Origin of the sequence: Vibrio sp. La 4.2.2 (assembly GCF_027586995.1) — a bacterium.
Classification (GTDB): Bacteria; Pseudomonadota; Gammaproteobacteria; order Enterobacterales; family Vibrionaceae; genus Vibrio; species Vibrio mediterranei.
On the sequence record NZ_JAPPTJ010000009.1, the window covers coordinates 18,116 to 38,593 of the forward strand.

A 20,478-nucleotide genomic window follows, 5' to 3' on the forward strand; every position below is an offset into this window, starting at 1 on the left:
AAAATCAAAGACTATCCACTCTTGATGCAAATATATCCACGGACTATAATCCGCATCGTTTCTGTTTTGACGGTGCTCTTATGACCAAAACCTATCAAATTAATCGTGATGTATATGAAGCCATTACTCACCCTACGATAAGTAACTTTTGCGTGTCGGAGATACGTAAACACATACAAAGTGTTTCTGATGCCTATGGCAGTGTCTCTAACGCTCGTCAATTTGTCGCAAGGCAATTAGATAAGCTCGAAAAGGCGGGACTTGCAGTAAGTCGAGGTTCAAAGCACAACAAGGTTTACTCAAAAACCAGTGCTTTTCATGAGACAAAGTTTGAACTTAAGGACAAGCGGGCACGAAGCTCGAGGGTAGCCAACGCTAGCTTAAAATCGACACCAATGTACACAACCCTACAACGAGAAAAGTCTGATATAGAGGCAGAGCTCACAATCACACTAGAGGAGATCAAAGAGTATAAAACGCTTATGAAACGCTCAAGGGAGCTTCGTAGACTGCTAGATGAACCGCACTCAAATGCAACAAATAAGGCGGCATTGCTTGTAGCAAAACTGAACGTGTGGTCAGAAGCTCTTAACCGATTAAGTCAAATTGAGCTAGTGTCATGTTAAGAGTATGGCAACATGAGTGTGTTCAACTCGCTTATGAAAAGTACAATAATGGTGCTTCTCATTTTCTGGCACAAGCTACACCTGGTGCTGGCAAGACGATTATGGCTGCAAGCCTCACTAAGAAACTGTTTGATGAGAAAATGATTGACTTCGTAGTATGTTTTTCGCCTTCAAAAGTCGTTGCAACGAGTATTGAGGGAACATTCTCTAGGCACCTAGCATGTAAGTTTAAAGGCCAAATTGGTGATAAGGGCATATCAATAACTTATCAATCACTTAGGTCAGTGAGTCAAGCATTTTGGGATACACTAGCAAACTATAGAGTGCTTTGTGTCTTCGACGAAATTCATCATTGTGGTGGCGACAACGACGACAATTACAACTCTTGGGGCTACCACACGCTGGCGATAGTCCAAAAGGCGGCCACCTATACACTTGCACTCACTGGCACTCCTTGGCGTTCTAATCGGACTCCCGTCACTCTCGCTACATATTCTGATCCAGAAGGAAAAATACTATGCGACTACCAGTACCCTCTTTCACAGGCTGTGCAAGACAGAGTGTGTCGACGCCCAAACGTTGCACTGATTGATTGTAATAAAACTGTATTCTCTGACTCAAACGGTAGTGAGGTATTTGGTTCGATCAACGACCTAGTATCTAGTGGTCAAGTTCGTTATTCGGCTGTAATCAAAAACATTGATGCCCTCATTTATATTCTTGAAGAAGCGATAAATCGGTTAGAGCGTATCAGAAGAACAAACGAGTGTGCCGGTGGCTTAATTGTAGCCTCTTCAATACAGCATGCTAAGCAAATAGCTCAAATACTATCAAAGCACTTCAATCAATCTGCGACAATTGTGACCTATAAAACACAAGATGCACAGTCGACTATCCAGCACTTCAGAGACAGTTCATGCAGTTGGATTATTAGTGTTGGCATGATCAGCGAAGGAACCGATATACCCCGGCTACAGGTTTGTTGTTACCTTTCAAACATCAAGACAGAGCTATACTTCCGTCAAGTGTTAGGGCGGATATTACGAACCACCAAAGACATGAATCAAGAAGCGTGGCTGTATACCTTTGCTGAGGCAAAACTGCTTCAATTCGCCGAGCAAGTTGAAATTGATATCCCTGAAAGCTGCACTTTCATCAGCAAATCAGTTTCTAGCCATCACGAACTAAACATACTGAGAGAAAGATCCTTGCAATCTACGACGAGAGACGAAGATACAACAGTTGGTGGATTATTGTCATGGGAATCATCGGATAAAGCAGAGATGGACTTAGCAAGTGAGGACATCGGCTCATCTCAACATGTTCATCTTGATGAGTTCAATCAAAGAGTTATTGAGGCCTTCCGAAATATTAAATCACTGTACTAAACATCATCACATCTAGCTCGAGGCAACCAAAGAACCTCTAATTCGTCGAGTTACAGTTATTACGCTTCTATTGTTCGGCACTAGAGATCTGGGTTTCTCGTCATGACGCATTCTCGATAGAAAAAGGCGCCTGAAGTCCCATGAGCATTGTTTGCACCTCATACTCTCACTTTGACGCGTAAATCACCAGTCAATCATTTTGTCCCAATTTCAAAAGCGTTGGGCGTTCAATTCATACGAGTTTAGTCCAATGAAAACTAAATTATTTGGGCTAAACTGAACGCTATATGATGTAATTTTGGTTGAGTGAATACTACTATTATGAAACGAGAGATCGCTTAATTACAGGAGTCGGAATGAAATTATTGTCTGTTCTTATTTTTGTCTTTGCCTCCACCTTCGCACAGGCAGCACTTATACCCTTGAAGGATGAGAGGGTAATTGAGCAAGCAAAACTTTCAATGGCTGACCATCTTGAGAAAGAGGGATTGAGCATTGATGATGCAGAGTTTGTCTTTGCCTTCAAAGATGGGCTAAACAAATCCACCATCTACTTTGAAGTCAAAGAGCACCAAGGTGATCATGTATACTACATGGTTACTTGTCGCAAAGAAAAATGCCTTTTGAATTATCGCTAATCTATCTTCATCGGTTGACAGGGAGTACATGAACAACAATGAGGCCTTTCTTGACAGTTATCAACGGTGTCGTATCGGTACCGAATTTATGACCGACTTTTTGACTATCTTTTGTGATGCAAACCCACGTTTCTTAGAACGTTTTGATGGGGTCGACGTAGAGAAACAAGCACGTATGCTCAAAGCGTCTTTGGTTCTGATACAGAATACGTCCACAACCACTTCCATACGTGAAGCCATCAGAAAATTGGCTACAAAGCACAAAGAGATGAGGTTGGATATTTCTGAAAATGAGCTCGACATGTGGGTCGATAGCCTTTTAGCGACCGTGGAAATACATGACCCATTGTATGATGAAAGCATCGAACTCGCCTGGCGTCATGTGCTGAATTTAGGCATTGAGATAATGAAGGAAAAAGCGTGCTAAGACTCGCTTCATTTTGTGCTTGTACAAAGCATCACTTAAATAATGCGCTTTGTTCGAGGGCGCGACTTTACAGATGAACCTTTAGCATTCTCTCACTAATACTAAAAAGAAAAATTCGCCATCACGGTAACAAGCTGAGCACTATCAATGTTGCTTAGAGAGCTTATTAGTAAGCCAAAACCACTATTGAGCCCTTGCTATTACTGGTACTCAACATTGACGGACAGGTTACTTAACAAATCATACTTCACATCAACATCGGCTTTGGAATTGGAACATTCATTTTCTTGATACAATTGTCTGTGAGCGATGTATGGCGTGAGCGGAACTAGGCGAGGCTCAACTTGTCCGTACCAGTCCACGCGTATCCCTTCCAACCTTTGAAACTCAAACGTCGTTTTTAGAGCATCAAACTCACACACCTTTCCTACCGACTATTGTTTGAAGGTATTCCGATAGGTGAAGTTCCAGCGATAGTAGTCTCCTGTCAATTGAGCGTTGAGCTCCCACAAGTTCTTAGTATCGAATTCGGGAGTGATGTCTGGATTAAGCCGACAAAAGGGGTTAAGGAAAGCTGAAGCTTATCTGTTACATAATATCACCAGTCAACACTGGCGCCGTTGCAGGCCTTGAGTCCAAGCAGCGCACTATACTCTTCCGCAGAAGGGCGAGCCGGAGTAACTAAACGAAAGATACTTTGCCAAATTAGTTTTAGCCAAAGATACAGAAGCAGTTTGTTAGCCGAGAGTCAGTAACAAAGATAACTTTGTTGGTGTTATATGGGTGGAGAAATAATGAATTTAAGTCTTACTTTTGTTACATCGTTAAAACCCTTCACTGGCAACATGTGTAACATGAATAGAGATTGGCTAGATGTAATTGAGCTGTTTCAAAGCTCATGCTTGGTCAGTTAGTCGAGCTGGCAAAAGAAAAATACAACGCCAGCTTACTATCATTGGCCGTATTAGAACATAACTTAGTTGCGAGAAACTGCTATGAGTCTATGGGTTTTACCGTGACATCGCGTGAAAATGGCCCTCACTCTTTCGACGGTGAGGTTTGGGGTCTTTTACTCATGGAAAACGGTAATACAAACATTTAAGCCTTCAAGGTACTTTTTCCTAATATCTGGCGAGAAGAAGGTGGTACCTTTGAAAGAGCTCTATGATGCCTAACAAGAAAACCCTCAATAATGTGTTACAGCTACAAAGCTGCTTGTACTTGCGCCAATTGATTATGTCGAGCTTTCAAATCCAAGTAGTGTTTACGCTTTAGAAAAACAGTTCGGGAACTACTATATGGTAGCCAGCCCTTATAAATAAAGACTTGGTGTTGACATCTAAGTTTGAGGTTTAGTGTTATTCAAGATAGCAACTATCTAACACAGTCATAACTCAGGGCAATGATAACCCTTATCTAGCAAGCATTCATTATATGTAATAGATCTATACAGTCACGGAGGATTGACTTATATTAAAGCATAAGCTACATTAGCAAATGCTAAATAAAGATATTCAGAGGTACTTATGAAAAAAGCAAACTACAATTTGATCGATGTACGCTCCGTTGAAGAGTTTACTAGGGATAGCATTGAGGGTTCTTATAATGTGCCTCTACAGGAAATTCACAGTCTTGCAAATAGTAACTTGGACAAGAGCACGCCAGTTCTCGTGTACTGCGCTTCAGGGATGAGAGCAAGTCAAGCGGAGCAGTACCTAAAATCCTTTGGCTACGCTGAAGTTGTAAATGTAGGTACACTTCAAAATGCTCGAAACATTACAGTAACTCACCCTCAATACTAGGATTATCACAATGGTAAAAATAGATTATGTAACTGACGTTTTATGTGTATGGGCTTGGGTTGCTGAGCATCGGAATAAAGAGTTGAAGAACCATTGGGGGGATGAAATTCAAATTAAGCCTCGATTTATTAATTTGTTCGGAGATACTGGTTCGAGAATAGCAGACGGCTGGAAAGATAGAGGGGGGTTTGAAGGCTTTGCTGCTCACACGGTCGATGTTGTCACTAACTTCCCAGAGCTACAACTGCATAAAAATGTCTGGACTACAACAAGACCAACCTCCTCTATGCCTGCACATTTGTACCTTAAAGCCTTCGCTATGTCAGGGGCTAGCGATAGCAATGTACAGTCTTTGGCAAGTACAATTAGAGATGCTTTCTTTTCGAGTGGTCGAGATGTTAGCGATACGAAGGTTCTTCATGACATACTTGAGAGTCAGAATATTTCAGTTTCATCGCTAGATAAGTTCCTTGAGAATGGAGAGGCTTATGCCGCACTTTGGTCTGACCAATTATTTAGAGAAAACCACCAGATTAAAGGTAGTCCGACGTACATATTGGATGGCGGGCGTCAGGTACTGTTCGGCAATGTTAGTTTCCATGTTATCAATGCAAATATCCGTGAACTAGCTCAGCCAGCGAGCAAGCACGGAGTCAGCTGGTGTTGAATTGAAGAATAAACCATTAAAATACCAAGTATCTCCCCAGTTACCACAATCTATTGAACGCGGTAACTGGGTTTTTAGGCATTTCATAACTTAGTCCAACCAACTCATCCAAAAAACTATCTTCCCTCCATGGTCGAGATCAAACTAGTCGAAGTTGAGGAAGCATAACTTTTATTCTTCCTAAGTGTCACCTAATGTTCAAACGAAAAAACAAGCTACTCAATTTACCTGAAGCATGAGCTAAAAGAATATGATTCAGATAGGAGCTTACGGTTGATTTGGAGTGAGGAGCTCAAGTACTGAAGAGCTTTGCAAAAGACAACTCTTTAATATATTGAAATTGAGAGAGTACAATCGAACAGATGTTATTGAGATGTAACAAATAAAGCTAAGTTGTAGAAGTTGATTTAGTGGAATATCATCCCCCACTATTATCTGTGGGTTGTCTAGTTAAAAAAGCAGTGCGGATGGGCGCCCCTATGCCTTCCACACTGCAACTCCCGAATTATTATATAGATTAAGCGTCAGCAAACTTATAGGTGCGGTATCCACCGATCAAGTTTTTAGCTTTAAAGCCATTGTTGATTAGTTGACGGTAAGCTACATTGCCTCTCAACCCTACCTGGCAGTAAACAATGATTTCTTTGTCTTTTGGTAACTCACTCAATCGACCTCTTAGCTGATCAACTGGTATATTGATTGCGCCCTCTAAATAGCCAACGTTTTCAAGCTCACCAGGGTTACGGACATCCAGCAAAACCTGATCTTCAGTCAAATTATTAACGTCCGCGTAATGTGCAGGAACCACATCACCCACGACGATGTTATTGGCAACAAATGCTGCCTGGTTGATTACATCCTTGGCACTCCCATATGGTGGAGCATAGGTGAGCTCTAGGTGTTGTAATTGCTCTACAGTCATCCCAGCCCTTTGAGCTACGGCAAGTACGTCGATTCGCTTATCAACACCATCCTTGCCGACAGCTTGAGCGCCCAAAATTTTGCCAGTCTTTTTATTAAACAATAGTTTAAGAGAAACAACTTCTGAGCCAGGGTAGTAACTTGCATGACTGGCAGCGTGTACGTATACCTTTTCAAAATCCATGTTCTCTCTAATGAGAGTTTTCTCATTTTTGCCAACGGATGCAACGGCGAGGTCAAATACTTTACATATTGCGGTTCCTTGAGTGCCTTGATAGCTTTCACTGCGTCCAAAGATATTGTCAGCAGCCATTCGGCCTTGACGGTTTGCTGGACCAGCGAGTGGAACAAGACCAGGTTTTCCAGTTACAAAGTCCTTGTCTTCAATTGCATCCCCCACAGCGTATATATCAGGGTCACTTGTCTGCATTTTTTCATTTGTGTATATGCCGCCAAGCTCACCTAGCTGTAGTCCAGCCTCAACAGCCAACCTAGTTTCTGGTCTAACACCAATTGCCATTACCAAGAGGTCTGTGTCAAGTTTGTCACCGTTACTGAGTGATAAGGTAAGCTTGCCTTGTAGATGCTGATTCTCTGTGGATTGACCAGCATCTTTGCTGGCTACAGTGCAGTTTGGTTCAAACGAGACAGACTCCAATGCGGTATTCAAGCGTAGGTCGATACCTTTGGCTTTGATTTCCGAATGAACGAAACCAGCCATTTCTCGATCAACAGGTGTCATTACTTGATCAGCCATTTCAATAAGTGAAGTTTTGATACCAAGCTGCTCAAAGGCTTCCATCACTTCAAGGCCAATAAACCCGCCACCAACTACAGTAGCGTGATTTGGCTTGTTCAATTGAATGGACTGAATAATTTTGTCCATATCAGGAATGTTTCGAAGTGTATGTGTTAGTGGATTGTCGATTCCTTCGATATTAGGAACGAAAGGCGCTGCGCCTGGACTCAATACTAGCGAGTCATAACTCTCTGAGTATTCCGTGTTATCTAGAAGGTTTTTTACTAAAACCTTCTTGCTTTGCCTATCAATTGAAACAACCTCGTTCATCACTCGAACATCAACGTTGAAACGAGCCAAAAAGCTTTCTGGTGTTTGAAGAAGCAGTTTAGAGCGGTCTTGAATATCGCCACCTATGTGATAAGGCAGACCACAGTTAGCGAAAGAAACAAACGGCCCTCTCTCAAACATCACTATTTCCGCATCTTCACTCAAACGACGCGCTCTTGCTGCGGCTGATGCACCACCGGCAACACCACCGATGATCACTATCTTCTTCTTCATAATAAGTCCTCATTTGTTTTATTTGCCTAAGATCGCTTTCACGCTCTTAACCAAGGTACTCACTACACTATACCACTAAAATAAGCGATGTCTAATGTAAGATGGTCTAAATTAACTATTACTTAAATAAGTATTGACTAATGTAGCGTTTTGGGTAGATACTTCCTACATAGTACAAATAGGTGTAAGTAGTATGGATTTTAAACAGATGAAAGAACGTGCCTCTGACGTGTCTGAGGTTTTAAAGGTGATGTCCCATCCGGAGAGATTGTTCGTACTGTGTCAGTTATCTGAGGGCGAAGTTGGTGTGGGTCAATTGCAGAGTAGCTCTAATTTAAGTCAATCTGCTTTTTCTCAACACTTATCAGTTTTACGAAGAGCTCGCCTTGTTACTATTCGAAAAGAGTCGCAACACGTCTATTACTCTCTGAAAGACAAAAGAATTATTGATTTAGTAAAGCATATTCACAGTATCTACTCTGAGTAGATACTGTGAATATGCTGATTTTCAGAAGAACTTGCACCTTTTAAGTCCCCAAAAAGCTTATCCATCACATCGCTTCCGCCACCGTCGCATAGTTAACATTCGATTAACTTAACTTCTTGCTTAGATACGATTAATTGACTTAACGCAATATTAGGGTCAATTAAATATACACAAGCGATAAAAATGGTGTATATTAGCGAAATCTTAAATAAGGTACCTAATTTGTTCGATACCTCTTTTAAGACAAGTGCCTTTAATCAATTGAATTTACTAAGTTTTATTGCTTAAAGAGATTTTAGTTTAATTTTTAGTAGAGGTTACTATGGAACTTGTTATTCCTTGGGCGTCATTGTTTGGTGGTATGTTGCTTGGAGTGTCCGCAATTTTACTCTTGCACTTCAATGGCAAGATTGCTGGCATAAGTGGGATAGTTGGCAGACTATTTGAACCAAAAACCATCGACAAGAACTGGAGGTTGTTGTTTGTCATAGGAATGATTGCGGGTGGCGTTTTGAGCGCAAAAGCCTTAAATGCACCTATCGCTGAAATGGTTGTTCCGGATTATTTGATCGTTATTGCAGGCCTATTAGTGGGTATCGGCACTAAAATCGGAAATGGTTGTACGAGTGGACACGGTATATGCGGTATGGGTAGGCTATCAAAGCGCTCGATTGTTGCCACTATGACGTTCATGGGTAGTGCTATGATCACTGCATATGTAATGCTACACGTTTTATAAGAGAGTCTGTTATGTATCGTTTTATTTCAATTGTAAGTGGCTTTCTGTTTGGTGTCGGCATGATCCTTTCAGGTATGAGTGATCCAGCAAACGTAATTGCATTTTTGGATATTCATGGGGCTTGGTCTCCAAACCTAGCATTCGTAATGGGGGGAGCTTTATTAGTATTTACTCCAACCTATTTCCTTGTATCAAGAAAAAGTAAGCAGCCAATTTGTACGGATAAATTTTGCCTGTCCGATAACAAAAAAATCGATGGCCAGTTGATCACAGGTGCTATCTTGTTCGGTATTGGTTGGGGCATCGCTGGTATTTGTCCTGGGCCGGCAGTGGCCTCTATCGCTAACGGTAGTGTCAGTATTGTATATTTCGTCGTAGCAATGTTGGCAGGTATGCAACTAGGATCTTTTGCTTTGAGCAAAAAGTCCACACGTCAAACTGTCGTAAAAGGACTTTAATCATCTTCCCCCCGATACTGTGTAGTGCCAGGGGGGAACATTCACTATATCTACCGCTGGTAAAGCGTGAAACTGTGTCCGCTCATTTTGTTAGTTTGATTGCTTCTAATCACGCTATACATCGATTTAACTTCAACAGCTCAACGTCTACTTTGACTCTAGATTAACGCTCCCGCTATACCCTGAACTTATTCATTCCTCTCGTGATAAACACGCGTTTCCCTTTGTCAGACCTACATAAAATTTGTCAAGCTAACGCTCTTCGTCTGTAAAGTCTGCAGTCATATAAAACACTCGTTCAAGAAATTATAACTATCAATCTATTACTGTGAGTCACCTTCGTTTTATAACTGAACCAATTTTTTAAATTAGACATTGCTAATGTTGTGTATTATAGTTACGTACATTAGGTAATGCTAAAATAAGAAAGAGGTCATCAATGAAGGTCAGAATGTTAAGCGTAGTTGCTTTGAGCTTATACGCAAGTAGTGGTATTGCGTCTCCATCTCTGAACACGGTATCAGTCGCAACCAAGCCAACCAGCTCAACAGTAGTGCTGGACGGTACCGTTGAAGCGGTGAATCAAGGTACGTTGGCGGCGCAAACATCAGGCAGAGTTATCGCTGTTAATGTTGATGTTAACGATGTTGTCACTCAAGGGGACGTGTTGCTTGAAATAAGTGCTGAGCAACAGTCCGCTTCATTAGACGCTGCAATTGCACAGCTAAGCAGCGCTAAATCGGAGCTTTTCCGTAGCACGGCTCAAGTGAACAGATATAGAGAGCTCTATCCAAAGGGAGCGATCTCCAAAGAACGCCTCGATAACGCCGAAGCTGAGACTCGATCTGCAACGTCAGCAGTTCGAGCTGCAGAAGCCGCTGTAAAACAGGCCAAAGAGTCTCTTGGGTATACAAGCATCAAAGCACCGTACACTGGAGTCGTAACAAAACGCTATGTTGAGTTGGGGGAAACGGTAGCACCTGGTAGTCAACTTATTACTGGCTTTTCTTTGTCTCCTTTGCGCGTGGTTACTGAACTACCTCAACGCTATAGAGACAAAGTAGAGGGACCAGAACAATTTAGTATTACAACCATTAATGGTATTGAGTTAGAGCCGTACGAAGCAAAACTTTTCAATTATGCCCACCCACAGTCTAGAGCTTTCCAACTTCGTTTAGAGTTATTAGAGGAGCCAAAGAGCATCTACCCAGGAGAGTGGGTAAAAGTTGCTTTTGCGTATGGTGAAAAAGATGCCATGTTGATCCCAAGTACCGCCGTTATTAAACGAGGGGAATTAAGTGTTGTCTATCGAGTTAATGGCTCTGAAGTATCAATGAATCCTATTCGTGCAGGGTATGACAACGGCAAAGAGGTCGAAGTACTCAGTGGGTTAGAAAATGGCGATGAGATAGTATCAGACGTCGTCAACTATCTTCGTGATAAGAACTAGAGGGCGCCTAAATGAATAACAAACTTGGCATCTCGGGGAAAATAGCTGCAGCGTTTCAAGCCTCAGCGATGACTCCTCTTCTTGCTTTAGTCGCATTGCTTTTGGGGTTAATGGCAATTGTGGTTACCCCAAAAGAAGAAGAGCCTCAGATTGATGTTACCTTTGCAGATGTGTTTATTCCTTTTCCTGGAGCAACTCCCCGAGAAGTAGAAAGCTTGGTAACTAACCCAGCGGAGCAAATCATATCGGAAATAAATGGGATAGATAAACTTTACTCATTTTCTCAACCAGGTGGGGCACTTGTTGTAGCGATATTTGATGTGGGCATACCACGCAATGAAGCTGTTGTTAAGATCTACAACAAATTATATTCCAATCGTGATTGGATGCCACCAAACATGGGAGTAGGCGAGCCATTAATCAAGCCAAAAGGCATTGAAGATGTGCCTATTGTCAACATTACGCTTTCTTCCCAATCGCAGAACGTCACTACAGCAGAGTTAACTCAAGTCGCCAGCGGCCTAGAGACCGAGTTGAAGCGTATAAAGGGCACGAGAGATATATACACAGTAGGTCGACATCCAACTATCGTCGATGTGAGATTAGACCCAGCTAAAATGGCGGGTTTCGGGGTTACTATCGATGCCCTTAATCAAATGTTGCCAGATGCCAACTCTACGTCTCCATTGCTTACGTTGACGCATGACAATCAAACGTTGCCTCTCCAAATTGGTGAGTTTCTGACTAGCATTGACGAAGTTAAGCAACTCGTAGTGGGTGTGTATGACGGCAAGCCCGTTTACTTGGCAGATATTGCAGAAATAGAGCTTGGCACAGACACGCCTACGCAAATGGTTTGGACAGGAGATAAAACACAAATACACCCTGCGGTCACTATCGCTATCGCTAAAAAAAGTGGAGAAAACGCGGTAGATGTCGCGAAGAATGTTGAGAATAGAGTCGAAGAGTTAAAAAGCACACTCATCCCGAGTAACGTGGATGTGGAGATCACAAGAGACTACGGTAAAACAGCGGCAAACAAAGCCAACACACTGATCGGGAAGCTCGCTTTTGCCACGGGTGCTGTCGTCCTTCTTGTTCTACTGACAATGGGGGTGCGTGAAGCTGTAGTCGTTGGTATTGCAGTCATCATAACGCTATTGCTGACACTGTTTGCATCGTGGGCATGGGGGTTCACACTCAATCGCGTTTCTCTTTTCGCGCTAATTTTCTCAATTGGTATACTGGTCGACGATGCCATCGTTGTGGTTGAAAACATACATCGCCACATGATGAAGGGTAAACAAAAACTTGTAGACTTAATACCTGGCGCCGTGGATGAGGTCGGTGGCCCAACTATTCTGGCAACTTTGACAGTGATTGCGGCACTGCTGCCAATGGCGTTTGTATCAGGTTTGATGGGACCGTATATGAGTCCTATTCCAATTAACGCATCGTTGGGTATGATCATCTCGCTCATAATTGCGTTTGTCCTAACACCTTGGCTCTCACGGCTTCTTTTGAAGAATGATGGTCATGGAGAAGAGCAGACGAACAGTAAACAAGCTGCTTTCTTCCATCGTGTGATGTCTCCATTTGTCACGGCTCGAGCACAGAAAAAAAACCGACTTCTATTGGGTGTCGCTATCATTGTTGCTATTGCTGCTTCAATGTGGATGCCGATGCACCAAGCTGTTGTAATGAAAATGCTGCCCTTCGACAACAAGTCTGAGTTTCAGGTGATCCTTGATATGCCTGAGGGCAACTCGCTTGAAAGAACGCAACGAGTACTATTCGAGCTTGCTGATGAAGTGAGAGCGATAGAAGAGGTGGATAACTTCCAGATCTATGCTGGAACGGCGGCACCAATTAACTTTAATGGCTTGGTTAGGCATTACTTTTTACGTCAAGGGGCCCATCAGGGCGATATACAAGTCAATCTTGTTGATAAAGGTGATCGCACACGTTCGAGCCATGAAATTGCTTCTGATGTTCGATCAAAATTAAACGACATTGCTAGTCAGTATGGTGGAAAAGTTAAAGTTGTAGAAGTCCCACCAGGCCCGCCTGTATGGTCTCCAATACTAGCTGAAGTCTACGGTCCGACACAGGAAGTTAGAGAGCACGCTGCTCTTCAACTTAGAGAGATATTTAGAGGCACCGACGATATTGTAGATATCGACTTTTACCTCCCTGAGAGTTATCAAAAGTGGCAGGTTGTCATTGACCGAAGCAAGGCTGCGAGGCTAGGTGTAGCATACTCCAACATTGTAGATACTATGGCAACGGCGGTCGGTGGAAAACCAATCAGTTATTTACATAGTGAACAGAGTAAATACCCAATACCTATTCAGGTTCAAGCGCAAGAGTCATCAAAAGTGAGACTAGAGCAGGTATTGAATATGAAGGTTCAATCGCTAAGCGGTCAAAGTTATTTATTGGCCGACCTAGTTAAAGTAAATATTGAGCCGATGGAGAACTACATTGTCCATAAAAACCTAGTTCCAATGATTATGGTCGTTGGCGATATGACTGGGGAGTTAGATAGTCCACTTTATGGTATGTATGACATTTCATCCAATATGGCTGAACAGGGGATGGATGTTGAACAGTACTATGTAAACCAGCCTTCGGGTCTAGAGAATGTAGAAATATTCTGGGATGGAGAGTGGACAATCACGTATGAGACTTTCCGAGATATGGGAATTGCGTACGCGGTAGGAATGGTTCTGATTTATCTGCTTGTTGTAGCTCAGTTTAAGTCCTATTTGGTTCCACTTATTATTATGGCACCAATACCTTTGACAATTATTGGCGTTATGCCTGGACACGCTCTACTCGGGGCGCAGTTTACTGCGACGTCAATGATAGGAATGATTGCGTTAGCAGGGATTATTGTTAGGAACTCAATACTGCTGGTCGATTTTATAAACCATCAGATCTCAGAAGGTATGGAGCTATCACAAGCTGTAATCGACGCCGCTATAGTTCGAGCTAAGCCTATAATGCTAACGGCATTGGCAGCAATGATTGGTGCAGTCTTTATTCTTGATGACCCAATATTTAGCGGGCTAGCTATCAGCCTTATTTTTGGTATTTTCGTATCAACTGTACTGACGTTACTTGTTATTCCGATCTTGTACTACGTGGCACTAAAGAAAGGTATCGTTTCACATAACGCATAATCATTAACGCCCACTCTTAGCGAGTGGGCAAAAAATATACTCGAATGTAACAGGAGCCTATCATGAAAGTCGAAAATGGAATCCGAATCCTCGCAGGGGTAATGGTATTAATATCACTAATATTGACTATTTATGTCAGTAAGCACTTTGTTTGGTTTACTGTTTTTATTGGTGCAAACCTAATACAAAGTGGCTTCACAGGGTTTTGCCCGCCACGAAAGATATTATTAAAACTCGGCTTTAAAGAGTAATAAGAGCAGGAATTGAGGTAGATATGTTTCAATTATTAAAAAATATATTCGGGTTCAAAGATGAATCCCTAGAAATAAAGAATGCCCTACAAGAAGGCGCATATATTGTTGATGTGAGAACACAGCCGGAATTTAACCGCAGTCATTTAAATAATGCGATAAATATACCATTAGATACTATTGAGGCGTGCCATAAGCAATACCTAGATAGAAATAAACCTATTATTGTTTACTGTGCATCGGGAATGCGTTCGAAAGTAGCTTCCAATTTTCTCTTGAACCACGGATATACAAGAGTATACAACGCTAAAACAATCGGTAGGCTTGAAAAGCTACTGTGAGGTGTAAAATGAAAAACAGCATTCTTTTAGTATTACTGACGCTAAGCATACCGTTCAAGGCTGCCTCTGAGAGTATCTTGGACGTTTATAACTTGGCGAAAGACAGTGATCCAGAGTTATTGCAAGCTAAGGCTTTTGCAGATGAAGCACAGGAAAGTATAAACAGTGCGAGAAGTGTGCTACTTCCTCAAATTGACCTTAGTGCCGGCTATGATTACTACAACAGCGACCGACCTCTTCTAAGTAGTGAGCAATGGAGAGCGGGGATTGGCCTATCGCAGGAGATATACAATCCGGCAAGTTGGATTGTGCTAGAGCAGTCTGAAAAAGCTGCTGTAAAAGGCAACGTTTTGTATGCTCAAACTCAGCAGTTTGTCATTTTGCGAACCGCTGAAGCCTACTTCAATGCCCTAAGAGCAGAAGATACGCTCTCTTTAGCAAAGTCGGAACAGGCACTAATAGAAAAGTACACTGCCACAATACAAGAGGCTTATCGTGTAGGTACTTCCGATCTAACCGATCTACAGGATGCCAAAGCACAGTTAGATAGAGTTAATGCGAGCCTTGTTAGTGCACGTAATCTAGTGAGGAACTCTTATGAGGAGCTCAGAAAGATTACCAATGTTAAGTTTGAACGCTTGGACAAGTTGAATATTGATGCATTCAGCCCCTCTCTTCCCCCAGATGATGTAGAAGCATTGGTTGAGCTTGCACTTCAGGAAAACCTTGTAGTGCTAGAGAACAAAATTCAACAAGAAATCGCAAAGCAGGATATCGACTTAGCTAAATCGGGACACCTGCCTCACTTATCATTGAATGCTGGGTATCAGTATTCAAATGAGAAAAGAGACGATTCATTCTACTCGAAGGGTGGAAGTAACGATACATACGGAGGACTTAACCTCGTCGTGCCATTATACAGTGGTGGTGGTACTTCTTCCGAAGTTAAGCAAGCTCAGCATAGGTACGTAGCTGCGTCTCAGGAGTTAGAGCGCAACTTCCGGGACATCTCTAGCAATGTTCGGGGCAAGTACAATGATATTATTGCTTCTTTAGAAAACATAAAGGCTCAAGAACAATCAATGAAATCGGCAGAGCTTGCTCTATCAACACAACAGTTAGGTTTAGAAGTTGGAACTAGAACAATTGTTGATGTACTAGAAGCGACTCGATTTTTGTTTGACGCGAAGCTACAACTCTCAGATGCACGGTACAACTACATTCTTGAACGTCTATATTTGAGCCAACTTCTAGGGAACCTGAATGAGGGTGACATTATTGCGATTAATCAGGGGCTGAATGAAAAATAACATTTGGCGAGGTGTCCTGGTAGCCGAAAGTATTCTCACTCATTGAACTTATGTTCGATTAGACTCGGCAACTATGAATAGTGCCACTTAATGTGGCTCTATTTTTATCAATCAATAATGATGAGTTAACGTTACTGTGTCCTATGTACAGTCGATTTGTTGAGCTTTTAAGTACAGCTATTATTTCTTTGTTATCTGGAATTAATCTAGGTGAGTTGTAGTGACTGAGCGAAGTAGATCACTAGATAAAGGGGTTGCAATACCTAAAGTAATCCGTCATATGATAATTTAAGAGACTCACTAACAAAGTTCTGTCCATCTTAGAGCTAGTTGATGTGGCTAGCTCTGATTTGCCCCATTCCGTTTTGGCAACTAGGAAGGATTTCTTCTCAGTTGCTTTCCAATCCACAAGTATTCCTCGCAGTTGAACAGTTGTCTGAGTTGTGAAATCGTTCAGTTGTTGCAGATTATGCAACAACTTCCGCCTGCTCCAATTGTGCAAGAGCTTGTTGCACAAATCAGCCCTAGGTACTTCCCAAAAACATGTTGAGATAGCAGTAGGTCTTCGTAAGACTAATTTGGTCAACAGGGTGTTGGACAAACTCTAGTAACCAATTATGCAAGAGGGTCTTGCACAATTGCGAAACAGGTTGTTTCGTAAATCACCTCTGCTCCAACCCGGTTCTGATCTCGTCGCTTCGGCAATAGAACTAACTAATGTGCAAAATATGCACATTGCTTATCAAGCAACTATCGAGGATTCCTCGGTAGTTGAACTGTTGCAATTTTTGCAATAGTTGCCCGAGCAACGAGAAAGCTCAGTGATTGCAGATTCTGCAACAACTCATATCTGCCCCATTCCGGTTTAGAGTACTTGCTCATTCATTTCATGTAATAAGTGAATTGGATTAGGTTTGGTAATGTTGGTGAGGTACAGCTAAATGGCTTCAATCATAGAGTTTTCTGCTACCTGTCTTCTTATCGACTATCAACATTCCTGGGTGAGTCTTAATCATAAAAATCATCATCTTCGACCCTTCGTTACACATCAATACACAAGCCTGTTCGTTAACCCGCACAACAAGAGAGTGATTTCACATCCTTGCTAAAGGTCTGAGCACATAATTTTAACCCTTCAACCATAGTGAGATAAGGGAACAACTGTTCAGCCAAGTCTTTAACCGTCATTTGGTTGCGAATGGCTAACGCGGCGCTCTGGATGATCTCTCCCCCTTCGTGGGCGAGAAGCTGTGCACCAATGAGTCGCTCTGTATCGGCATCGATGACTAGCTTGATAAAACCGTCCGTTTCAAAATTTGCCAATGCCCTTGGAACGTTTTCCATCTCCAAAACGCGAGAATCGGTATTGATCCCTTGAGCTGTGGCCTGCGCATCTGTAAGCCCTACAGTTGCCACTTGCGGATCGGTAAATATCACTGACGGCATGGCAGATAAATCCAGGGTCACATCACCGCCTGTCATATTAGTACCTGCTCGGCTGCCAGCGGCGGCGGCCACATAAACAAACTGCGGCATATTACTGCAATCACCCGCTGCATAAATGTGGGGGACAGAAGTTTCCATTCGCGAATTCACTTTAATGCAGCCATTCTTATCTGTTTCAACACCTGCTAAATCAAGGTTGAGTTTTTCAGTATTAGCGTGACGTCCAGTGCTAACCAGTAATTTATCACTGCTTAATTGACCATTGTTGGTTTTCAGCTTGAACTGTTTACCATCGAAACGTATCTCACTAGCCTGGGTATGAGTCAGCACACGGATACCTTCTTTTTCAAATGACTTAGCTAACTGTTCACCCAATAAGGGATCTTCTTTATATAGCAGGGTATGTCTTGCCAATAGAGTCACTTCAGCACCCAACCGTCGGTATGCCTGGGCAATTTCTAGTGCCACTACTGATGAGCCGATGACAATTAAATGCTCAGGTGTTTGCTCTGCGAACAGAGCTTCGTTTGATGTCCAGAAAGGTGTATCTGCCAACCCGTCGATTGGAGGAATGGTAGGTGTAGAGCCTGTGGCTATAAGGACTCGGTCAGCAATCACTTCCACCTCTTGACCATCAGATTTGCTTACTACCAATGTCCGTGCATCTTTAAAGCTTGCATACCCCTTTATGAGGCTCAGTGCGGGATTGTTATCCAAAATATTCTGGTATTTAGCAGCCCTTAATTCATTAACACGAGATGTTTGTTGTTTTGCCAACAAGGAACGACTAAGTAATGGAGCCTGATCTTCCAACCCAGCAAACGGGTTGCTACGTTGCTGTTGAGCTAATTGTGCCGCTCGAATCAGTATTTTGGATGGCACACACCCTAAGTTCACGCAGCAGCCGCCAATAACCTCATTGGCTTCTATAATCGTCACCCTAGCACCGCCTTCAGCAGCTTTAATTGCGCAGGCAAAAGCGGCCGAGCCACTACCAATAATGGCAACGTGAAGTTCATCGCTTCCACTACACTTAGCTTCATCACCACTGCAACAGGATGATTTGGCTTGATTTACTGTCACTTCTTCAGCGTCAAAGGCAGATTGGTCATTATTCATTTATTTATTCCATCCTGTTGGTTAGGAGGGCAACAATCGGACTTCTGTTGTTCCCTTTTATTTCGGTGTAAAGCGTAAACGGTTAGGCCAACAAAGAATGCCAACGCTGGAAGCAACGCATAATCCAGATAACCTAGTAATCCGGATAAACCAACCGCTCCCAGCAATATGAACAGTACAGGGGTAAAACAGCACAATGCGGCAATAACTGTTCCTACAATACCCAGTCCCAATAACTTGCGATGTCTATTCATGGCAATCTACTCTTTCACTAGCGAGGGATAACCTGCATTAGTAGTGGCGTCGATTAGGGCTTTTGTATTGGTCATCTCATCGTCAAAGGTGACTTTTGCCAGTCGTTCCTCGAACTTTACCTCAACATCGGTGACGCCATTCACCTTCTCCAGTGACTTAGTCACTGTGATGGGGCAAACAGGGCAATTCATGGTTGGCACTTCCAGGGTGATAGTCTGTGGTTTGGCAATGACACCGAAAGTAGTTAGGAGCAGTCCTGTCGTAAGTAACAGCTTTTTCATTTTAATCACCTTTTCCTTTTCTATTTAAACTATCCATAAGACCCAGTAATTACTGGTCACTAAAATCAGCGCCACTAGTGCTGCCAGCCAAAACATTACTTTTCGGCGCTTTTGCACCTGGGGTACAGCACAAGCTTCCCCTGGCTGGCATTCTGTTTGAGGACGATAGAGCTTCCAGCCTGCCCAGCCAAATAAGCTAACGACAGCCAGAATAAAGAAGGGGCGATAAGGTTCAAATAAAGTTAGGTTTCCGACCCAGGAGCCACTGATGCCGAGCAATAGCAATATCAAGGGGCCTGCGCAGCATAAACCTGCGCCGATAGAGGCTACCACGCCCCCGATGAGGGGAAGGTTACTTGCCTTATTTTCCATAACTTACTCCATATTTTCCCATTCTATGAAGTAAGTCTAATCTCCGTATCTACATACGGAGTCAAATTTATTTTTGATCTTTTGGTAGAAGCGTTTCGACGATAGGGCAAGAGGAATCAGAGGGATTGCACTTACATTGTGTTACTAGGTTATCAAGTACGCTTTCAAGGCGACACAGATCCGCTATCTTATCCCTGACACTGACCAGCTTATTTTCAGCTATTTCTTGTACCGATATACAATTGTCATCTCCTAGCTTAAGCAGGTTGGCAATTTCCTCCAGCGTGAAACCTAGCTCTTGTGCACGTTTGATGAACAGAACTCGTTCTAGAGTTGTCTCAGGATAGTCACGATATCCTTGTTCTGGTTTTAACGGCTGTGTGATCAACCCCCGACGCTCGTAATAGCGAATGGTTTCAACATTGACGCCTGCTGCTTTAGCCAAATCACTAATTTTCATTTCCGCTCCATCGTAGGCTTTCTCATTGGAGATTGTAGTTTCTGAGCCTGTATGGGTAAATACCGCTCGCGTGAGATAGTTTTACTTATGACAAAAGACGTCATTAGGGTTTCAATGCTAACTTGGTTTTGTCCAGAAGCGTGTTACGTGTGACCACTTCGAATTTTGTGATCAACAAGCTATTCCATCGCAATGACTATCATCTTCACCCGACAGCAACCTCTCAGTTTTTATGACAAGTTTTCGCTTGAAAAAGCGTCAAAATCAGCCCAATTTACAAAAAAATATGACAACTGCTATAATTGAAGCCTATAAAGAGAATTCATTAACCTAACCCACTGTTAAAGATAGAATTTGTCAACAGTCGTCAAAACTTCTGTCTCATGAAATTTCCAAGGGTGCAAGTTTATGGGCAAAGTCTATGATGGCTTGCACCGTATCAGCTTCTTAATCAATGAAGAAGGTGTGATTGAGCATGTATTTAATAAGTTCAAGACTAAAACTCACCACGAAGTAGTGCTTGATTACTTGAACGACAAAGCATCTTAATAC

General features: G+C 42.5%; 21 protein-coding genes and 1 pseudogene. 16 read left to right on the top strand and 6 right to left on the bottom strand.

Going from position 1 to position 20,478, the window contains the following annotated elements:
* Positions 1 to 80 precede the first annotated feature (80 nt).
* The 7 genes from OH456_RS19210 (at position 81) to OH456_RS19240 (ending at position 5,548) form a co-directional block, all read left to right on the top strand.
* Positions 81 to 626, top strand: coding sequence for a hypothetical protein (locus OH456_RS19210; protein ID WP_062458183.1), 546 nt, complete (start codon positions 81 to 83; stop codon positions 624 to 626).
* Positions 620 to 2,014, top strand: coding sequence for a DEAD/DEAH box helicase (locus OH456_RS19215; protein WP_107307121.1), 1,395 nt, complete (start codon positions 620 to 622; stop codon positions 2,012 to 2,014). Before OH456_RS19210 ends, OH456_RS19215 begins: the two co-directional genes overlap by 7 nt.
* Before the next feature lie 356 nt (positions 2,015 to 2,370).
* Complete coding sequence (locus tag OH456_RS19220; RefSeq protein WP_062458188.1) at positions 2,371 to 2,652, top strand: hypothetical protein; 282 nt, start codon at positions 2,371 to 2,373, stop codon at positions 2,650 to 2,652.
* A 28-nt stretch (positions 2,653 to 2,680) separates the two neighbouring features.
* Positions 2,681 to 3,079: a globin gene (locus OH456_RS19225; protein WP_107307122.1), complete on the top strand. Its 399-nt coding sequence runs from the start codon at positions 2,681 to 2,683 to the stop codon at positions 3,077 to 3,079.
* An 898-nt stretch (positions 3,080 to 3,977) separates the two neighbouring features.
* Positions 3,978 to 4,181 (top strand): hypothetical protein, encoded by a 204-nt coding sequence (locus tag OH456_RS19230; RefSeq protein ID WP_258182461.1) that lies wholly within the window; start codon positions 3,978 to 3,980, stop codon positions 4,179 to 4,181.
* Positions 4,182 to 4,605: 424 nt separating this feature from the next.
* Positions 4,606 to 4,881, top strand: coding sequence for a rhodanese-like domain-containing protein (locus OH456_RS19235; RefSeq protein WP_107307124.1), 276 nt, complete (start codon positions 4,606 to 4,608; stop codon positions 4,879 to 4,881).
* Between the two features lie 10 nt (positions 4,882 to 4,891).
* Entirely contained in the window at positions 4,892 to 5,548 is a 657-nt protein-coding gene (locus tag OH456_RS19240) for a DsbA family oxidoreductase (RefSeq protein ID WP_107307125.1), read from the top strand.
* Between the two features lie 517 nt (positions 5,549 to 6,065).
* Here OH456_RS19240 and OH456_RS19245 read toward each other — a convergent pair.
* Positions 6,066 to 7,772: an FAD-dependent oxidoreductase gene (locus OH456_RS19245; RefSeq protein ID WP_107307126.1), complete on the bottom strand. Its 1,707-nt coding sequence runs from the start codon at positions 7,770 to 7,772 to the stop codon at positions 6,066 to 6,068.
* A gap of 193 nt (positions 7,773 to 7,965) precedes the next feature.
* Between OH456_RS19245 and OH456_RS19250 the strand changes: the two genes are divergently transcribed.
* The 8 genes from OH456_RS19250 (at position 7,966) to OH456_RS19285 (ending at position 15,993) form a co-directional block, all read left to right on the top strand.
* The gene (locus OH456_RS19250) at positions 7,966 to 8,259 is read left to right on the top strand and encodes an ArsR/SmtB family transcription factor (protein WP_062458208.1); all 294 of its coding nucleotides are present in this window, start codon (positions 7,966 to 7,968) and stop codon (positions 8,257 to 8,259) included.
* Positions 8,260 to 8,581: 322 nt separating this feature from the next.
* Complete coding sequence (locus OH456_RS19255) at positions 8,582 to 8,998, top strand: YeeE/YedE family protein (protein ID WP_107307127.1); 417 nt, start codon at positions 8,582 to 8,584, stop codon at positions 8,996 to 8,998.
* An 11-nt stretch (positions 8,999 to 9,009) separates the two neighbouring features.
* Positions 9,010 to 9,456, top strand: a complete 447-nt coding sequence (locus OH456_RS19260; RefSeq protein WP_107307128.1) for a YeeE/YedE family protein — start codon at positions 9,010 to 9,012, stop codon at positions 9,454 to 9,456.
* A 439-nt stretch (positions 9,457 to 9,895) separates the two neighbouring features.
* Complete coding sequence (locus OH456_RS19265; RefSeq protein ID WP_270034068.1) at positions 9,896 to 10,906, top strand: efflux RND transporter periplasmic adaptor subunit; 1,011 nt, start codon at positions 9,896 to 9,898, stop codon at positions 10,904 to 10,906.
* Between the two features lie 11 nt (positions 10,907 to 10,917).
* A complete protein-coding gene (locus tag OH456_RS19270; RefSeq protein ID WP_107307130.1) occupies positions 10,918 to 14,091 on the top strand; it encodes an efflux RND transporter permease subunit in 3,174 nt (1,057 codons plus the stop codon).
* Between the two features lie 62 nt (positions 14,092 to 14,153).
* Positions 14,154 to 14,342 (top strand): YgaP family membrane protein, encoded by a 189-nt coding sequence (locus OH456_RS19275; protein ID WP_062458224.1) that lies wholly within the window; start codon positions 14,154 to 14,156, stop codon positions 14,340 to 14,342.
* Between the two features lie 23 nt (positions 14,343 to 14,365).
* A complete protein-coding gene (locus OH456_RS19280) occupies positions 14,366 to 14,683 on the top strand; it encodes a rhodanese-like domain-containing protein (RefSeq protein ID WP_096444082.1) in 318 nt (105 codons plus the stop codon).
* An 8-nt stretch (positions 14,684 to 14,691) separates the two neighbouring features.
* Positions 14,692 to 15,993 carry a TolC family outer membrane protein gene (locus tag OH456_RS19285; RefSeq protein WP_107307131.1) on the top strand — a complete coding sequence of 434 codons (1,302 nt, stop codon included), beginning with the start codon at positions 14,692 to 14,694 and terminating at the stop codon, positions 15,991 to 15,993.
* Between the two features lie 1,068 nt (positions 15,994 to 17,061).
* Here OH456_RS19285 and merA read toward each other — a convergent pair.
* The 5 genes from merA to merR all read right to left on the bottom strand — a co-directional run bounded on the left by merA (position 17,062) and on the right by merR (position 19,926).
* On the bottom strand, positions 17,062 to 18,558 hold the full coding sequence (gene merA, locus OH456_RS19290) for a mercury(II) reductase (protein ID WP_107307133.1): 1,497 nt from the start codon (positions 18,556 to 18,558) through the stop codon (positions 17,062 to 17,064).
* Positions 18,555 to 18,812 (bottom strand): mercury resistance system transport protein MerF, encoded by a 258-nt coding sequence (gene merF / locus OH456_RS19295; protein WP_107307134.1) that lies wholly within the window; start codon positions 18,810 to 18,812, stop codon positions 18,555 to 18,557. The genes merA and merF overlap by 4 nt, the downstream gene beginning before the upstream one ends.
* Before the next feature lie 6 nt (positions 18,813 to 18,818).
* Positions 18,819 to 19,094, bottom strand: a complete 276-nt coding sequence (gene merP / locus OH456_RS19300; protein ID WP_029788659.1) for a mercury resistance system periplasmic binding protein MerP — start codon at positions 19,092 to 19,094, stop codon at positions 18,819 to 18,821.
* A 24-nt stretch (positions 19,095 to 19,118) separates the two neighbouring features.
* Positions 19,119 to 19,466 (bottom strand): mercuric transporter MerT family protein, encoded by a 348-nt coding sequence (locus tag OH456_RS19305; protein WP_107307135.1) that lies wholly within the window; start codon positions 19,464 to 19,466, stop codon positions 19,119 to 19,121.
* Between the two features lie 67 nt (positions 19,467 to 19,533).
* Positions 19,534 to 19,926, bottom strand: coding sequence for an Hg(II)-responsive transcriptional regulator (gene merR, locus OH456_RS19310; RefSeq protein WP_107307136.1), 393 nt, complete (start codon positions 19,924 to 19,926; stop codon positions 19,534 to 19,536).
* A gap of 402 nt (positions 19,927 to 20,328) precedes the next feature.
* On the opposite strand from merR, the pseudogene OH456_RS19315 reads away from it, so the two are divergent.
* Positions 20,329 to 20,475: pseudogene (locus OH456_RS19315) on the top strand (thioredoxin-dependent thiol peroxidase); the annotation flags it as partial.
* Positions 20,476 to 20,478 lie beyond the last annotated feature (3 nt).

Coding starts and splice junctions, on each gene's coding strand:
- OH456_RS19210 (WP_062458183.1), top strand. CDS start 81: ATGACCAAAACCTATCAAATTAATCGTGATGTATATGAAGCCATTACT.
- OH456_RS19215 (WP_107307121.1), top strand. CDS start 620: ATGTTAAGAGTATGGCAACATGAGTGTGTTCAACTCGCTTATGAAAAG.
- OH456_RS19220 (WP_062458188.1), top strand. CDS start 2,371: ATGAAATTATTGTCTGTTCTTATTTTTGTCTTTGCCTCCACCTTCGCA.
- OH456_RS19225 (WP_107307122.1), top strand. CDS start 2,681: ATGAACAACAATGAGGCCTTTCTTGACAGTTATCAACGGTGTCGTATC.
- OH456_RS19230 (WP_258182461.1), top strand. CDS start 3,978: ATGCTTGGTCAGTTAGTCGAGCTGGCAAAAGAAAAATACAACGCCAGC.
- OH456_RS19235 (WP_107307124.1), top strand. CDS start 4,606: ATGAAAAAAGCAAACTACAATTTGATCGATGTACGCTCCGTTGAAGAG.
- OH456_RS19240 (WP_107307125.1), top strand. CDS start 4,892: ATGGTAAAAATAGATTATGTAACTGACGTTTTATGTGTATGGGCTTGG.
- OH456_RS19245 (WP_107307126.1), bottom strand. CDS start 7,772: ATGAAGAAGAAGATAGTGATCATCGGTGGTGTTGCCGGTGGTGCATCA.
- OH456_RS19250 (WP_062458208.1), top strand. CDS start 7,966: ATGGATTTTAAACAGATGAAAGAACGTGCCTCTGACGTGTCTGAGGTT.
- OH456_RS19255 (WP_107307127.1), top strand. CDS start 8,582: ATGGAACTTGTTATTCCTTGGGCGTCATTGTTTGGTGGTATGTTGCTT.
- OH456_RS19260 (WP_107307128.1), top strand. CDS start 9,010: ATGTATCGTTTTATTTCAATTGTAAGTGGCTTTCTGTTTGGTGTCGGC.
- OH456_RS19265 (WP_270034068.1), top strand. CDS start 9,896: ATGAAGGTCAGAATGTTAAGCGTAGTTGCTTTGAGCTTATACGCAAGT.
- OH456_RS19270 (WP_107307130.1), top strand. CDS start 10,918: ATGAATAACAAACTTGGCATCTCGGGGAAAATAGCTGCAGCGTTTCAA.
- OH456_RS19275 (WP_062458224.1), top strand. CDS start 14,154: ATGAAAGTCGAAAATGGAATCCGAATCCTCGCAGGGGTAATGGTATTA.
- OH456_RS19280 (WP_096444082.1), top strand. CDS start 14,366: ATGTTTCAATTATTAAAAAATATATTCGGGTTCAAAGATGAATCCCTA.
- OH456_RS19285 (WP_107307131.1), top strand. CDS start 14,692: ATGAAAAACAGCATTCTTTTAGTATTACTGACGCTAAGCATACCGTTC.
- merA (WP_107307133.1), bottom strand. CDS start 18,558: ATGAATAATGACCAATCTGCCTTTGACGCTGAAGAAGTGACAGTAAAT.
- merF (WP_107307134.1), bottom strand. CDS start 18,812: ATGAATAGACATCGCAAGTTATTGGGACTGGGTATTGTAGGAACAGTT.
- merP (WP_029788659.1), bottom strand. CDS start 19,094: ATGAAAAAGCTGTTACTTACGACAGGACTGCTCCTAACTACTTTCGGT.
- OH456_RS19305 (WP_107307135.1), bottom strand. CDS start 19,466: ATGGAAAATAAGGCAAGTAACCTTCCCCTCATCGGGGGCGTGGTAGCC.
- merR (WP_107307136.1), bottom strand. CDS start 19,926: ATGAAAATTAGTGATTTGGCTAAAGCAGCAGGCGTCAATGTTGAAACC.